14 protein-coding genes are annotated in these 13,947 nt (G+C 72.1%); 6 read left to right on the forward strand and 8 right to left on the reverse strand.

What is annotated here, in order from left to right:
* Positions 1-92: 92 nt before the first annotated feature.
* Positions 93-1,361: a L,D-transpeptidase gene (locus tag ACWFQ8_RS25860; RefSeq protein ID WP_453788661.1), complete on the reverse strand. Its 1,269-nt coding sequence runs from the start codon at positions 1,359-1,361 to the stop codon at positions 93-95.
* Between the two features lie 132 nt (positions 1,362-1,493).
* Positions 1,494-1,835, reverse strand: a complete 342-nt coding sequence (locus ACWFQ8_RS25865) for a hypothetical protein (RefSeq protein ID WP_453788662.1) — start codon at positions 1,833-1,835, stop codon at positions 1,494-1,496.
* Positions 1,836-1,942: 107 nt separating this feature from the next.
* Here ACWFQ8_RS25865 and ACWFQ8_RS25870 point away from each other — a divergent pair, with 107 nt between their 5' ends.
* Entirely contained in the window at positions 1,943-2,272 is a 330-nt protein-coding gene (locus tag ACWFQ8_RS25870) for a hypothetical protein (RefSeq protein WP_453788663.1), read from the forward strand.
* A 64-nt stretch (positions 2,273-2,336) separates the two neighbouring features.
* Here ACWFQ8_RS25870 and hutH read toward each other — a convergent pair whose 3' ends face one another.
* The 5 genes from hutH to ACWFQ8_RS25895 form a co-directional block, all read right to left on the reverse strand.
* Positions 2,337-3,878 carry a histidine ammonia-lyase gene (gene hutH, locus ACWFQ8_RS25875; protein ID WP_453788675.1) on the reverse strand — a complete coding sequence of 514 codons (1,542 nt, stop codon included), beginning with the start codon at positions 3,876-3,878 and terminating at the stop codon, positions 2,337-2,339.
* 97 nt (positions 3,879-3,975) lie between these two features.
* The gene (locus ACWFQ8_RS25880) at positions 3,976-5,088 is read right to left on the reverse strand and encodes a diguanylate cyclase domain-containing protein (protein ID WP_453788664.1); all 1,113 of its coding nucleotides are present in this window, start codon (positions 5,086-5,088) and stop codon (positions 3,976-3,978) included.
* Between the two features lie 96 nt (positions 5,089-5,184).
* A complete protein-coding gene (locus tag ACWFQ8_RS25885) occupies positions 5,185-5,985 on the reverse strand; it encodes an enoyl-CoA hydratase/isomerase family protein (protein WP_453788676.1) in 801 nt (266 codons plus the stop codon).
* Between the two features lie 49 nt (positions 5,986-6,034).
* Complete coding sequence (locus ACWFQ8_RS25890; protein ID WP_453788665.1) at positions 6,035-7,195, reverse strand: adenylate/guanylate cyclase domain-containing protein; 1,161 nt, start codon at positions 7,193-7,195, stop codon at positions 6,035-6,037.
* A gap of 138 nt (positions 7,196-7,333) precedes the next feature.
* Positions 7,334-8,197 carry a biotin--[acetyl-CoA-carboxylase] ligase gene (locus ACWFQ8_RS25895; RefSeq protein WP_453788666.1) on the reverse strand — a complete coding sequence of 288 codons (864 nt, stop codon included), beginning with the start codon at positions 8,195-8,197 and terminating at the stop codon, positions 7,334-7,336.
* Positions 8,198-8,546: 349 nt separating this feature from the next.
* Here ACWFQ8_RS25895 and ACWFQ8_RS25900 point away from each other — a divergent pair, with 349 nt between their 5' ends.
* From ACWFQ8_RS25900 to ACWFQ8_RS25915, 4 genes are all read left to right on the forward strand, one after another.
* Complete coding sequence (locus ACWFQ8_RS25900; protein WP_453788667.1) at positions 8,547-10,148, forward strand: acyl-CoA carboxylase subunit beta; 1,602 nt, start codon at positions 8,547-8,549, stop codon at positions 10,146-10,148.
* Between the two features lie 18 nt (positions 10,149-10,166).
* Positions 10,167-10,376: an acyl-CoA carboxylase epsilon subunit gene (locus ACWFQ8_RS25905; protein WP_453788668.1), complete on the forward strand. Its 210-nt coding sequence runs from the start codon at positions 10,167-10,169 to the stop codon at positions 10,374-10,376.
* 104 nt (positions 10,377-10,480) lie between these two features.
* Positions 10,481-10,612: a morphogenic membrane protein MmpB gene (gene mmpB / locus ACWFQ8_RS25910; RefSeq protein WP_453788669.1), complete on the forward strand. Its 132-nt coding sequence runs from the start codon at positions 10,481-10,483 to the stop codon at positions 10,610-10,612.
* Between the two features lie 53 nt (positions 10,613-10,665).
* On the forward strand, positions 10,666-11,286 hold the full coding sequence (locus tag ACWFQ8_RS25915) for a nucleoside triphosphate pyrophosphatase (RefSeq protein ID WP_453788670.1): 621 nt from the start codon (positions 10,666-10,668) through the stop codon (positions 11,284-11,286).
* Here ACWFQ8_RS25915 and ACWFQ8_RS25920 read toward each other — a convergent pair.
* On the reverse strand, positions 11,267-11,731 hold the full coding sequence (locus ACWFQ8_RS25920) for a hypothetical protein (RefSeq protein WP_453788671.1): 465 nt from the start codon (positions 11,729-11,731) through the stop codon (positions 11,267-11,269). The two genes, ACWFQ8_RS25915 and ACWFQ8_RS25920, sit on opposite strands and share 20 nt — an antisense overlap.
* A 375-nt stretch (positions 11,732-12,106) precedes the next feature.
* Between ACWFQ8_RS25920 and ACWFQ8_RS25925 the strand changes: the two genes are divergently transcribed.
* Complete coding sequence (locus ACWFQ8_RS25925) at positions 12,107-13,867, forward strand: acetyl/propionyl/methylcrotonyl-CoA carboxylase subunit alpha (protein ID WP_453788672.1); 1,761 nt, start codon at positions 12,107-12,109, stop codon at positions 13,865-13,867.
* Positions 13,868-13,947: the final 80 nt, after the last annotated feature.

Genomic DNA, 13,947 nt, shown 5'->3' on the forward strand with positions numbered 1-13,947 from the left:
GCTGTGACGCCGTGCCGAGAACGCCGGACGGCGGGGAGCCCACGGGGCTCCCCGCCGTCCGGCGAGTCGGTGCGTACCGCTCGGGTGTCGTGTCAGGCGGCGGAGCCGGCCTTCCACTCCGCCCAGCTCATGTTCCAGCCGTTGAGGCCGTTGTCGGGCTTGATGGTCTTGTCCGGGGAGTTGACCACGGTGACCACGTCGCCGATGAGCGAGTTGTCGTAGAGCCAGGCGGCCGGCTGGTTCGGGTCGTTCGCGCCCTTCACGTCGTTCAGACCGACGCAGCCGTGACTGGTGTTGGCGCTGCCGAAGACCGAGTCCGGGCCCCAGTAGTTGCCGTGGATGAAGGTGCCCGAGGTGGACAGGCGCATGGCGTGCGGGACGTCCTTGATGTCGTACTCGCCCTTGCCGTCGTCGTCCGTGAAGCCGACGGTGGCGCCGTTCATCCGGGTCTCCTTGAACTTCTCGGAGATCACCATCTGGCCGTTGTAGGTCGGGTTCTCGGGGGAACCGGCCGAGATCGGGATGGTCTTGAGGACCGCGCCGTCACGGGTGACCGTCATCTGCTTCGTCTTGGCGTCGACCGTGGAGACCTGGCTGCGGCCGATCTTGAAGGTCACGGTCTTGCTCTGTACGCCCTGGACGCCGGGGGCGCCCTGGACGCCTTCCAGCGCCAGCTTGAGCGTGACGGTGGAGTTCGCCTGCCAGTACTTCTCCGGGCGGAAGTCCAGCCGCTGCGAGCCGAACCAGTGCCCGACGACTTCCTGGCCGCTGCTGGAGGAGACCGTGATGGCCGACTGGACGGCCTTCTGGTCCTTGATCGGCTTGTTGAAGGTGATCGAGACCGGCATGCCCACGCCGACGGTCTGGCCCTCGTCGGGGATGAACGAGCCGACGAAGCTGTTCTCCGGGGAGACGGTGGTGAAGGAGGCGTTCTCGTGCGCCTCGCGCCCGTCCGCGTCCTTCGCGGTCGCCGACAGGGAGTACTTCGTGGAGCGCTTCAGGGCGGTGTCGGGCTTCCAGCTCTTGCCGTCGGCGGCGATCTTGCCGGCCACGGCCGTGCCCTCGGAGGCCTTCAGCTCCACCTTGGTGAGCGTGCCGTCACTGACGGCGACGTTCGTCGCGTCGTTGAGGCCGACGTTGGTGGCGCCGTCCTTCGGGGTGATGGCTATTCGGGCCTTGGAGGCGTCCTTGGCCGCGGCGGCGTCCACCTCCGCCTGCGACTTGCTGGCCTCGCCCTTGCCCGTCGGCTCTCCGCCCCCGCCGTTGCACGCCGAGAGCATCAGTACACCGCCGAGCACGGCGGATACGGCCACCAGGGACCTTCTCCGCCGCATGCTGTCCGTCCTCACACGCCACTCCATCGTTGCCGGATATCCCGAGGCTGCCGTCCCGGGACTGGCCGGGCAGGGGGACGCACCCCCTGCCTCGCCCTGACAACGCGTTAACGGCGCGGGCCGGTTCCACATCCCGTTCGAATGTGGGCCACCCCACGGTCAGGCGTTGCCGGTTTCTTCGTCGAAGGGACCATCTTCCTCGTCCAGGTCCCACTCCATGGACTCGGGGTCGTATTCGACGGGCTCGCTGCTCCAGGAGGCCTGGGCGAGCTCGACGCCGGGGATCTCCGCGACCAGGTCGGTAGGGTCCACCAGGTAGGCGAGGGCCTCGGATTCGTCCTCCCGGACGGCGGACTCGGCGTGGCCGCGCTCCTCGTCCGGCATGAACTCGTCGGCCTGGATGTGCGCGAGGGCGGCTCCGGTGAGTGCCTCGGCGTTCGGCACCTCCAGCACCAAATCCACCCGAAGCCGTACGTATCGTGCTGTCTCAGTAGAGGTCATACGACGGAGAGTAAGCCCGTGGCAGCCCCGACTTTCCCACGACCCGCCCCTTTCCGTAGCATCACCGCACACGGCCAATTCGCTGCTGCCGCAAGGGGGATCGCACCGTGTCCGCACGCCGACCGCTGCTCACCGCTCTCGGAGCGACCACCCTCCTCGCCGCCCTGTGGTTCGTCCCCTCGGCGGGCGCCACCGCGCCCGGCCCCGGCGCGAGCGCACCCGCCGGCTCCGACGCCCCCGGCGGTTCCGGATCGGTGCCCGCCACCGCGCATACGACGGGCGCGCCCGACGGCGACCCGGCCCCGAGCACGGCGGCCGCCGTGCTCGCCGACACCGGCTCCGTCGACACCACCCCCTACCTCCTGGGCGGCACCCTCCTGCTGGGCGTCGGGGCCGGATTCGTCACCTTCTCCGTGCACCGCTCCCGCACCCCCTAGCCACGACGCGAAAGGGCCGCCCGGGAGACCTCCCGGACGGCCCTCGTACGCGTACGGAGACGCGTCAGGCGAGCGGTCCCGTCACCGATTCCACCGCGGCGACGAGAGCACCCGTACGGATGAACTCCTCGGCGGCGGCCAGGTCCGGGGCGAGGAAACGATCCGGCCCGGGACCCTGCACACCGGCCGCGCGGGCGGCCTCGATGGCGGCGCGGCTGGCCGGGGCGGCGGTGAGCCCGTGGCGCAGCTCGATGGCCCGGGTGGCCGCGTACAGCTCGATGGCGATGATCCGGGTCAGGTTGTCGACGGCGGTACGCAGCTTGCGCGCGGCCGACCACCCCATCGAGACGTGGTCCTCCTGCATGGCGGAGGACGGGATCGAGTCGGCCGAGGCCGGCACCGCGAGCCGCTTCATCTCGCTGACCAGCGCGGCCTGCGTGTACTGGGCGATCATCAGGCCCGAGTCCACACCGGCGTCGTCCGCGAGGAACGGCGGCAGGCCGTGCGAGCGGTTCTTGTCGAGGAGCCGGTCGGTGCGGCGCTCGGCGATGGAGCCGAGGTCGGCGGCCGCGATGGCGAGGAAGTCCAGCACGTACGCGACCGGCGCGCCGTGGAAGTTGCCGTTGGACTCGACGCGCCCGTCGGGCAGCACCACCGGGTTGTCGACGGCGGCGGCCAGCTCGCGGGAGGCCACGAGCGCGGCGTGCGCCATGGTGTCGCGGCCCGCTCCGGAGACCTGCGGGGCGCAGCGCACGGAGTAGGCGTCCTGCACGCGGGGCGCGGACTCCTCCTGGAAGTGCCCGGTCAGGCCGGAGCCCTTCAGTACGGCGGCCATGTTGGCGGCGGAGGCGCCCTGACCCGGGTGCGGGCGGATGGCGTGCAGCTCGGGCTGGAGCACCTTCTCGGTGCCGAGCAGCGCCTCCAGCGTGAGCGCGGCGGTGATGTCGGCGCAGGTGTAGAGCTTGCCGAGGTCGGCGAGGGCCATGACCAGCATGCCGAGCATGCCGTCGGTGCCGTTCAGGAGGGCGAGGCCCTCCTTCTCGCGCAGCTCCACGGGCTCGATGCCGGCCTCGGCGAGCAGCTCGCCGGCGGGCCGTACGACACCGTCCGGGCCCTCGGCGTCGCCCTCGCCCATGAGCGCGAGCGCGCAGTGGGACAGCGGCGCGAGGTCGCCGGAGCAGCCGAGGGAGCCGTACTCGTGGACGACGGGGGTGATCCCGGCGTTCAGTACGTCGGCCATGGTCTGCGCGACGGAGGGGCGGACGCCGGTGTGGCCGGAGGCGACGGTCTTCAGGCGCAGGAACATCAGGGCGCGCACGACCTCCCGCTCGACGCGCGGGCCCATGCCGGCGGCGTGCGAGCGGACGATGTTGCGCTGGAGCTGGGCGCGCAGCTCGGGACTGATGTGCCGGGAGGCGAGGGCACCGAACCCGGTGGACACCCCGTAGACGGGCTCAGGCTTGGCGGCGAGGGCGTCGACGATCTCCCGGGCCCGGGCGAGGGCGTCGAGCGCCTCACCGGACAGCTCGACGCGCGCGTTGCCGCGGGCGACGGCGATGACGTCCTCGGCGGTGGTCCCGGACGTCCCCACCACGACAGTGTGCATATCCATATTCAGCACCCTACGGACTGAATCCCTTCATGTCACTAGCCACTTCCGCGAGGGCCCCTTACGGAGCGCTACGGACTCCCGCGGCGCGCCGTCACCCCCGCCCCCGGAACCGGCGCCGCTCGCCCGAACCCTCCTGGGCGGCGTCGGCGAGCCGCACCACGGCGGTGTCCCGCCCGGCCACGACGGGTTTCGCGGAGCGCGCGGCCTTGGCCTTGTACTGGGCCGCGTCGGCCAGCCGGAAGAGCCTGCGCGAGGACTGCACCGGCCCGATGGGGTCCCCGGTGGAGGCCACCCCGCAGGCCACCCCCTCCCCCAGCTCCAGCTCGGCGGCCCGGGCGCAGACCTCTTCGGTGACCCGTACCACCTCGTCCGCCGTCGGACCCACCCCGACCAGGCAGAACTCGTCGCCGCCGAGCCGGGCCACCAGGGCACCGGGCAGTATGGCGCCGCACAGGCTGAGCACCGACCCGAACCGCTCCAGCAGCCGGTCGCCCATGGCGTGTCCCAGGGTGTCGTTGACCTTCTTCAACCCGTTCAGGTCGCACACCACGAGGCTGACCACCGACCCGGTCCGCCGGTGCTCCTCCAGGGCCTCGTCGAGGCGCATGTCGACGGCCCGGCGGTTGGCGAGGCCGGTCAGCGGATCGGTGAAGGCCAGGCGCCGGGCCTCCTCCAGCCGCTCGTTCTGCGCGAGCCCGGCCGCGACCACGGCCGCGAGGACGGCGGCGAACTCGGCGTCGTCCTCGTCGAAGTCGGGCAGCCCCTCGTCCCGGGCCACGTACAGCTCGCCCCAGGCGCGCCCGCTGAGCACGATCGGCGCCACCACGCAGGTCCCGCGGCCACGCCGGCGCAGGGCCTCCCCGCGCCGCCCGGGCCGGTCGCCGACGGCGCTCTCGACCCAGGCGTGCGGGCCGGCGCCGCCGACCCACCGCTCGTGCAGGAACTCGGTGATCTCCGGGAAGTCGTGCACGGGGTAGGACTCGTCCTCGGGGAACTCCTCCTCGCCGGGACGGCGCTCCCCCTCGTTCACCAGCACCCGCAGGCGCCCCCGCTCCCGCTCCCACGCGGAGATGGCGGCGAAGGACCCGTCCATCGCCACCCGCGCGCCCCGCGCGGCCGCCCGCACCATGTCCCGCGGCGCGCACGCCGCGGCCATCGCCTGCGCGAGGCCCACCACGGCCCGCAGCCGCCCGTCAAGTCCCATCACTCCAGGTTAGGGAGTTTTGTGGGACTTGTGATAATCGGCGCGCCTTTCGCTCCCTCCAAGATCACCAGGAGCCGGTCGGGCGCGCCCCCGCGGCTACTGCCCCGGCCAGTTCGGGCTGCGCTTCTCGTTGAACGCCGCCACACCCTCCGCGCGGTCGCCCGAGAAGGCCACCGTCCGCCAGGCCGCGTCCTCGATCTCCAGCCCCGCGGTCAGGTCCATGCCGTGCCCCAGGCGCAGGGCGCGCTTGGCCGCCCGCAGGCCGACCGGGGAGTTCGCCGCCATCCGGGCCGCCAGCTCCAGCGCCTCGGCCGTGTCCCGGCCGGCCGGGACCACCGAGTCCACCAGGCCCAGCGACAGCGCCTCGGCCGCCTCCACCCGGCGCGCCGTGAAGATCAGCTCGGCCGCCCGCGCCGCGCCCACCCGGCGCGGCAGCAGCTGCGTGCCCCCGCCGCCGGGGATCACTCCCACCGACACTTCCGGGAGGCCGACCACCGCCGTCTCGTCGGCCACGATCACGTCGCACGCGAGGGCCAGCTCGAAGCCGCCGCCCAGCGCGAACCCGTGCACCGCCGCGACCGTCGGCATCGGCAGCTCCAGCACTCCCCCGTACGCGCCCCGCGTGGTCGGCCGCTGCCGCACCAGCTCGGCGTCCGACAGCGAGTTGCGCTCCTTGAGGTCCGCGCCGACGCAGAACGCCCGCTCGGCGGCGGAGGAGAGCACGACCACCCGTACGGAAGGATCCGCCGCCAGGGCGGCGCAGGCCGATCCGATGGCGCGCGCCATCGCCGTCGACACCGCGTTCATCGCCTTGGGCCGGTCGAGGACCAGCTCCGCGACCCCGCCCTCGTGGCGGCGCACGGTCACGAACTCCGATCCGGATCCCGGCTCCGACACCGATTCCGACACCGATTCCGACATCACTGGCCCTCCCGGTTAACGAACGTTACCCGGGGATCTTAGGCTTCCGCCTCGTCAGCGACCAGGGCTCCACGACGCCCAGCCCGCGCACGGGCCGCTGCCACATCGGCTGGAGCGCGAAGCGGTAGGAGCCGCCGCCCTCGGCCTCGGCCTCCTTCTCGGACACCGGCGCGGCCCCGGTCCGGCCCAGCTCCTCGGCCATCGCGCCGTCCACCAGCACCGCGTCCTTCGGCGCTATCGACGTCAGCCGGCTCGCCAGGTTCACCGTGGTCCCGAAGACGTCGCCCATCCGGGTCGTCACCGTGCCGAAGGCGATCCCGACCCGGAGCTCGGGCATCTGCGGGTCCGCGCCCATCGTCTCGATGAGCCGCAGCGCGATCTCCGCCGCCGTCGCCGCGTCGTCGGCGCAGTAGAGCACCTCGTCGCCCAGCGTCTTGATCAGCCGGCCGCCGTGCGCGGCCACCAGGTCCGCCGCGGTCGTCTCGAAGGACTCGACCAGCTCGCCGAGCTCCTCCTCCTCCAGCCGCCGGGTGAGGCGGGTGAAGCCCACCAGGTCGGCGAAGCCCACCGCGAGCCGCCGGTCGACCATCTCGTCGTCGTCCGCCACCTGCACCACACGGCCGGTCGCGGCCGCGAGCTGGCGCCGCCACACGTAGACGAGGAACTCCTCAAGCTCCGGCAGCAGCAGCTCGACCAGCGGGTACGTGACCTCCGTACGGGTCATGCCGGGCTCCGGTGGCTCCGTCAACCCCTCCAGGAAGGAGTCGATCTGCCACTCCGCGAGCCGCGCCGTGGTCTGCCCGGTCGAGCGCGCCACCTGCACCGCCATCGGCTCGGACAGCAGCCCGGCCTCCACCAGGCCGGCGAGACGGCGCAGCGCCAGTACGTCCGCCTCCGTCAGCGCCCTGGCCTGACCGATGTCGGCGAAGCCCATGGCCCGCCAGAAGCGGGAGGCGAGCTCCATGGAGACGCCGGCGCTGCGGGCGGCCTGGAAGGGGGTGTAGCGGCGCTCGGCACCGAGGATCAGCTGTTCGAGCCGGATGGCGAGCGGGTCCGCCGTCGGCTGCGCGGTGTGGTCGACCTCGTGGTGCGGGGTGTGCTGGTCGCGTCCGATCGGCGTGGCCGGACCGGACCCGGAGCCGCCCGCACCGAAGGACGCGCCGGACGTAGAGTCGTCGACGGTCAAGAGCCGCCTCCTGTCCATTCCGTGCGCACTGCCCTGCCGAACCGGTTGATCACCGCGAGCACCGGGGTCGCCTAAACCATACGGCAGGTGTGCCGTACCTCACTCCCCCTTCCGCGGGGCCGCCCGCCCGGTACCGGATCAGTGGACGGAGCGGAGGTGGATCACGTCACCTGCGCCTACGGCCTCGTGCTCGCCCGCGGCGGTGCGGATCAGCAGCCGGCCGTCGGTGTCGACCGCTTCGGCCGTTCCGGTGAGCGTGCGCCCGCCCGGGAGCTCCGCGCGGACGTGCCGGCCCAGGGTGGCGCAGCCCGCCGCGTAGGTCTCCTGGAGGCCGCTGGCCGCCGGGTCGCCGCCGGTCGCGCGCCAGTTCCCGTACCACTGCTCCAGGGAGCGCAGTACGGCCCTCAGCAGCGGGTCCCGGTCGGTCACGGAGGCCTTGGCCAAGGCCAGCGAGCCGGCGGCCGGCACCGGCAGCTCGTCCTCGGTCAGGGTGACGTTGAGCCCGATCCCCAGGACGATGCCGTCGGCGACCCGCTCGGCGAGGATCCCGCCGGTCTTGCGCTCGTCCCCGTCGACGGCGACCAGCAGGTCGTTGGGCCACTTGAGGGCGGTGTCCACGCCCGCGGCCCGGGACAGTCCGGTCGCGGTGGCCACCCCGGCGAGCAGCGTCAGCCACCCCCAGCGCTCCTGCGGCACCGCGTCGCCCGGCTTGAGCAGGACGGAGAAGAACAGCCCGGACCGGGCCGGGGCCACCCAGCTGCGGTCGAGCCGGCCGCGCCCCGAGGTCTGCTCCTCGGCGACGAGCACGGCGCCCTCGGGCAGCGTGGCGGCCCGGGCCGCCAGGTCGCTGTTGGTGGACCCGGTGGAGGCGACGACCTCCAGGGAGGTCCACAGCCCGCCCTCGACGACGAGGGCGCGCCGCAGGCTCTCGGCGTTCAGGGGCGGCCGGCCCAGGCTGGACCAGCGTCCGGCGGAAGCTCCGGGTGAGGGCTCTGATGACATGGTCGGGTCCTTATGTCGCCGTGGGTGTCCGGTGACCCGAGGCTGTGGTCGGATCGTGACCGACCCTAACTTCCGGGCGGCGGAGATTTCAGTGACAAAGGGGGCATTCGGCTCCCGTTTCTCCGGTGACGGCCCGGTGCGGGACCTCCGACGTGTCGGGGCGCGCGATCCGGAGCATCCTGGAAGGAGCCGTTCCCTAGAGAAGGCGGCGACGGCAAGCAAGCCACAGCAGGTGTGTCAAACGCCGCACTGCCGAGCGCCATGCCCGCCGATACGCTACGCACCAGTAGCCAGCAGTGGTCATTGAATTGACCAGGCAGTTGACACCACGCAGGGAGCCGCGACCCCGATGTCACAACCGTCAGAGCCGATCGACATGCACACCACCGCGGGCAAGATCGCGGACCTGCAGCGCCGCATCGACGAAGCCACCCACGCAGGATCCGCGCGTGCCGTGGAGAAGCAGCACGCCAAAGGCAAGCTGACGGCGCGTGAGCGAGTGGCCCTGTTGCTGGACGAGGGCTCCTTCGTCGAGCTGGACGAGTTCGCCCGGCACCGCTCCACCAACTTCGGGCTGGAGCAGACCCGTCCGTACGGCGACGGCGTCGTCACCGGCTACGGCACGGTGGACGGCCGCCCGGTCGCCGTGTTCTCGCAGGACTTCACCGTCTTCGGCGGTGCCCTCGGCGAGGTCTACGGACAGAAGATCATCAAGGTGATGGACTTCGCGCTGAAGACCGGCTGCCCGGTCATCGGCATCAACGACTCGGGCGGCGCCCGCATCCAGGAGGGCGTCAGCGCCCTGGGCATGTACGGGGAGATCTTCCGCCGCAACGTCCACGCGTCGGGCGTCATCCCGCAGATCAGCCTGGTCGTCGGGCCCTGCGCGGGCGGCGCGGTCTACTCCCCCGCCATCACCGACTTCACGGTCATGGTCGACCAGACCTCGCACATGTTCATCACCGGCCCGGACGTCATCAAGACGGTCACCGGCGAGGACGTCGGCTTCGAGGAGCTCGGCGGCGCCCGCACCCACAACTCCACCTCGGGTGTGGCGCATCACATGGCGGGTGACGAGAAGGACGCCATCGAATACGTCAAGTCCCTGCTGGCGTACCTGCCCTCGAACAACCTGTCCGAGCCGCCCGCCTTCCCCGACGAGGAGTACGCCGACCTCGACGTCTCCGACACCGACCGGGAGCTCGACGTACTGATCCCGGACAGCGCCAACCAGCCGTACGACATGCACACCGTGATCGAGCACGTGCTGGACGACGCGGAGTTCCTGGAGACGCAGTCGCTCTTCGCGCCGAACATCCTGACCGGCTTCGGCCGCGTCGAGGGCCACCCGGTGGGTGTCGTCGCCAACCAGCCGATGCAGTTCGCCGGCTGCCTGGACATCAACGCCTCCGAGAAGGCGGCCCGGTTCGTCCGGACGTGTGATGCCTTCAACATCCCGGTGCTGACGTTCGTCGACGTACCGGGCTTCCTGCCGGGCACGGACCAGGAGTACAACGGCATCATCCGGCGCGGCGCGAAGCTGATCTACGCCTACGCCGAGGCCACCGTCCCCCTGATCACGGTCATCACCCGCAAGGCCTTCGGCGGCGCCTACGACGTCATGGGTTCCAAGCACCTCGGCGCGGACCTCAACCTCGCCTGGCCGACCGCCCAGATCGCCGTCATGGGCGCCCAGGGCGCGGTGAACATCCTGCACCGCCGGGCCATCGCGGAGGCGGAGGCCGCCGGTGACGCCGAGGCCACGCGGGCGCGGCTGATCACCGAGTACGAGGACACGCTGCTCAACCCGTACACGGCCGCCGAGCGCGGGTACATCGACGCGGTGACCATGCCGTCCGAGACCCGGGCGCACGTGGTGAAGGGGCTGCGCCAGCTGCGCACCAAGCGGGAGTCCCTGCCGCCCAAGAAGCACGGCAACATCCCCCTCTAGCCCCTCCAGGAGATCTCTGTGGTGATCAAGGTCGTCAAGGGCAACCCGACCCCGGAGGAGCTGGCCGCCGCACTGGCGGTGGTCCAAGCGCGCGCGGCGGCACTGGCTTCGGTGCAGCCGGGCGCGCCGCGGGTCGCGGACGAGTGGTCGGCGCCGGCCCGGGTGGCCCGGCACCGGGTGCCCCGGCCGGGGCCGGCCGCGTGGGGCCGTACGTACTGGCCCGGCTAGGCCGTCTTCGCGTCGGGCCGGACGCGAAGATGGTGTGAACGGAGGGTGGCGCCTGAGTACGGGTACTCAGGCGCGACGCCCGTGCCCGGGGCCAGGATCGGGGCATGCTCTGGTCCGACCCTGACAACGAGCCGCCCGAGGACATGCGTCACGCGCAAGCGATGATCCGGCGGATGACCGTGGTGCTCGCCCTCGCCATGCTCGTGGTGGTGTACGTCCTCGGCGTGGGCTTCTGAGGGCCCCCGGCCCGCGCTCCCGGCCTGTCGGCGGGCGCCCCTACGATGGCCCCATGACCGTCACCCCGCTGCCCGCGAACGGGCGCCAGCTCGTCCTCGCCTCCGCATCCCCCGCCCGGCTGAACCTGCTGCGCCAGGCCGGGCTGGCCCCGCACGTGATCGTCAGCGGCTTCGACGAGGACGCCCTGAGCCACGACGAGCCGGCCCAGCTGGCGCTCGCCCTGGCCGAGGCGAAGGCGGCCGTCGTGGCGGCGCTGGAGGAGGCGGCGGGCGCGCTGGTGATCGGCTGCGACTCCGTGCTGGAGCTGGACGGCGAGGCGCTGGGCAAGCCGGCGGACGCCGAGGAGGCCACGGCGCGCTGGAAGGCGATGCGCGGCCGCTCGGGCGTCCTGCGCACCGGGCACTGCGTGATCGACACGGTGAGCGGCCGTCAGGTCTCGGCGACGGCCTCCACGACGGTGCGGTTCGGGGAGCCGACGGACGCCGAGGTCGCCGCGTACGTGGCCAGCGGGGAGCCGCTGCACGTGGCCGGGGCCTTCACCCTGGACGGCCTGTCGGCGCCGTTCATCGAGGGTATCGACGGGGACCCGGGGAACGTGATCGGGCTGTCGCTGCCGCTGCTGCGCTCCCTGCTGGGCGAACTGGGTGTGTCCATCACGGACTTGTGGGCGTGAGCTCCCCGAACGGCGGCGGTGGCGGCGTGTCACGCGCCTGCGGCGCGGCCTCGCGCTCGGCGGAGTAGAGCATCAGGATCAGTACGAGGAGGCACAGGATCAGCATCAGCACCGTGAAGGCGGCCCAGCCGACCAGCGCCACGGAGAGGATGCCGAGCAGCCCGTGAGTGACGGCGGCGGTGATGAGCACGATGCGAGCGGGGCGGGCGGGAGCCCGGTCGCGCACCGCGGCGACGGCGATGACCACGGCGCACAGGAGCAGGAAGGCTCCCATGCCCGCGCCCAGCCCGTATGTTGCCTTGGACATGACATCCGGATCGCTGCCGGCGATGGACATCGACTGGTTCGCCGTGGTCCTGCCCAGCACGATATGCACGAGCACGAGCACCGCCGCTTCCGCGACGAGCACGATCGCGGCCAGTCCGGCCACGAGTCTGCGCACCACGACGCCCCCACCCCCACACCGTCACAAGCCTGTTCGACGCCTGGAGGCTACTAACGGGTAAACGTGGGGACAAGGGGTCCGGGCCGCTTCGTTACCGGAGGGCCACCGCACAGTGATCACGTACGGAAGCCGTTCACGGTTCGTAGGGAACCGACAAAGAATCACCCGGGGCCGCTGACCGGGTGGACAGAGACCTCGGCCACGTCACGGGGTTACTGTGCAGTCGGGGATCCCCCTGACCTGGGGCGCCACAAGGGTTTTCCAGTCGAGCCGGCCTCGCATCACCGTCTGTGTGGGCAAGCTCACCACTGGGGAAGGGTCGTAAGGCCGTGTGGGCTGTCCCTAAACTCAGCTTGTTTCAAGGAGGGAGCCATCGTGCGCAAGGTGCTCATCGCCAACCGTGGCGAAATCGCTGTCCGCGTTGCTCGGGCCTGCCGGGACGCCGGGATCGCGAGCGTAGCCGTCTACGCCGATCCGGACCGGGACGCTCTGCACGTCCGCGCGGCCGACGAAGCTTTCGCGTTGGGCGGTGACACCCCGGCCGCCAGCTACCTGGACATCTCCAAGGTCCTCCAGGCCGCAGCCGACTCGGGCGCGGACGCCATCCATCCCGGATACGGCTTCCTCTCCGAGAACGCCGACTTCGCCCAGGCCGTGATCGACGCCGGCCTGACCTGGATCGGCCCGCCGCCGCAGGCCATCCGCGACCTCGGCGACAAGGTGGCCGCCCGCCACATCGCCCAGCGCGCCGGCGCGCCGCTGGTGGCGGGTACGCCGGACCCGGTCTCCGGGGCCGACGAGGTCGTCGCGTTCGCCAAGGAGCACGGCCTGCCCATCGCGATCAAGGCCGCCTTCGGCGGCGGCGGTCGCGGTCTGAAGGTCGCCCGCACCCTCGAAGAGGTGCCGGAGCTCTACGACTCCGCCGTCCGCGAGGCCGTCGCCGCCTTCGGCCGCGGCGAGTGCTTCGTCGAGCGCTACCTCGACAAGCCGCGGCACGTCGAGACCCAGTGCCTGGCCGACTCCCACGGCAACGTGGTCGTCGTCTCCACCCGTGACTGCTCCCTCCAGCGCCGCCACCAGAAGCTGGTCGAGGAGGCCCCGGCGCCGTTCCTGACGGAGGCCCAGAACGCCGAGCTGTACGCGGCGTCCAAGGCCATCCTCAAGGAGGCCGGCTACGTCGGCGCCGGCACCGTGGAGTTCCTCGTCGCCGCCGACGGCCTGATCTCCTTCCTGGAGGTCAACACCCGGCTCCAGGTCGAGCACCCGGTCACCGAGGAGGTCTCGGGCATCGACCTGGTGCGCGAGATGTTCCGCATCGCGGACGGCGAGGAGCTCGGCTACGGGGACCCGGTCCTGCGCGGCCACTCCTTCGAGTTCCGCATCAACGGCGAGGACCCGGGGCGGGGCTTCCTGCCCGCCCCCGGTACGGTCACCCGGTTCGCCCCGCCGTCGGGCCCGGGCGTCCGCCTGGACGCGGGCGTGGAGTCCGGCTCGGTCATCGGCCCGGCCTGGGACTCCCTGCTGGCCAAGCTGATCGTCACCGGCGCCACCCGCGAGCAGGCCCTGCAGCGGGCCGCCCGCGCGCTCGACGAGTTCGAGATCGAGGGCATGGCCACCGCCGTCCCCTTCCACCGCGCCGTGGTCGCCGACCCCGCCTTCGCCCCGGCGGAAGGACCCTTCACGGTCCACACCCGCTGGATCGAGACGGAGTTCGCCAACGAGATCCCCGCGTTCGTGGCCCCGGCCGCGGACGACACCGAGGACGAGCCGGGCCGCGAGACGGTGGTCGTCGAGGTCGGCGGCAAGCGCCTGGAGGTCTCGCTGCCGTCGTCCCTGGGCATGACCCTGGCCCGTACGGCGGCCGCGGGCGGCGCGAAGCCGAAGCGCCGCGCGGCCAAGAAGTCCGGCCCCGCCGCCTCCGGCGACACCCTCGCGTCCCCGATGCAGGGCACGATCGTCAAGGTCGCGGTCGAGGAGGGCCAGCGCGTCGAGGAGGGCGAGCTGATCGTCGTCCTGGAGGCCATGAAGATGGAGCAGCCGCTCAACGCGCACCGCTCCGGCACCATCGTCGGCCTCAAGGCCGAGGTCGGCGCCTCCCTCACCTCGGGCGCCACGATCTGCGAGATCAAGGACTGACACACCTCACCACAGGGGCCCGTCGGCACTGGCCGGCGGGCCCCTCGCCATGTGCGCGATGGCATGCTGGAGGGCAGAAG

Source organism: Streptomyces sp. NPDC055254, from assembly GCF_053606025.1.

Excerpts from the sequence above, each read along its gene's own strand:
- ACWFQ8_RS25860 (WP_453788661.1), bottom strand. The coding sequence starts at position 1,361 with ATGGAGTGGCGTGTGAGGACGGACAGCATGCGGCGGAGAAGGTCCCTG.
- ACWFQ8_RS25915 (WP_453788670.1), top strand. The coding sequence starts at position 10,666 with ATGACCGTCACCCCGCTGCCCGCGAACGGGCGCCAGCTCGTCCTCGCC.
- ACWFQ8_RS25865 (WP_453788662.1), bottom strand. The coding sequence starts at position 1,835 with ATGACCTCTACTGAGACAGCACGATACGTACGGCTTCGGGTGGATTTG.
- mmpB (WP_453788669.1), top strand. The coding sequence starts at position 10,481 with ATGCTCTGGTCCGACCCTGACAACGAGCCGCCCGAGGACATGCGTCAC.
- ACWFQ8_RS25880 (WP_453788664.1), bottom strand. The coding sequence starts at position 5,088 with ATGGGACTTGACGGGCGGCTGCGGGCCGTGGTGGGCCTCGCGCAGGCG.
- ACWFQ8_RS25900 (WP_453788667.1), top strand. The coding sequence starts at position 8,547 with ATGTCACAACCGTCAGAGCCGATCGACATGCACACCACCGCGGGCAAG.
- hutH (WP_453788675.1), bottom strand. The coding sequence starts at position 3,878 with ATGCACACTGTCGTGGTGGGGACGTCCGGGACCACCGCCGAGGACGTC.
- ACWFQ8_RS25895 (WP_453788666.1), bottom strand. The coding sequence starts at position 8,197 with ATGTCATCAGAGCCCTCACCCGGAGCTTCCGCCGGACGCTGGTCCAGC.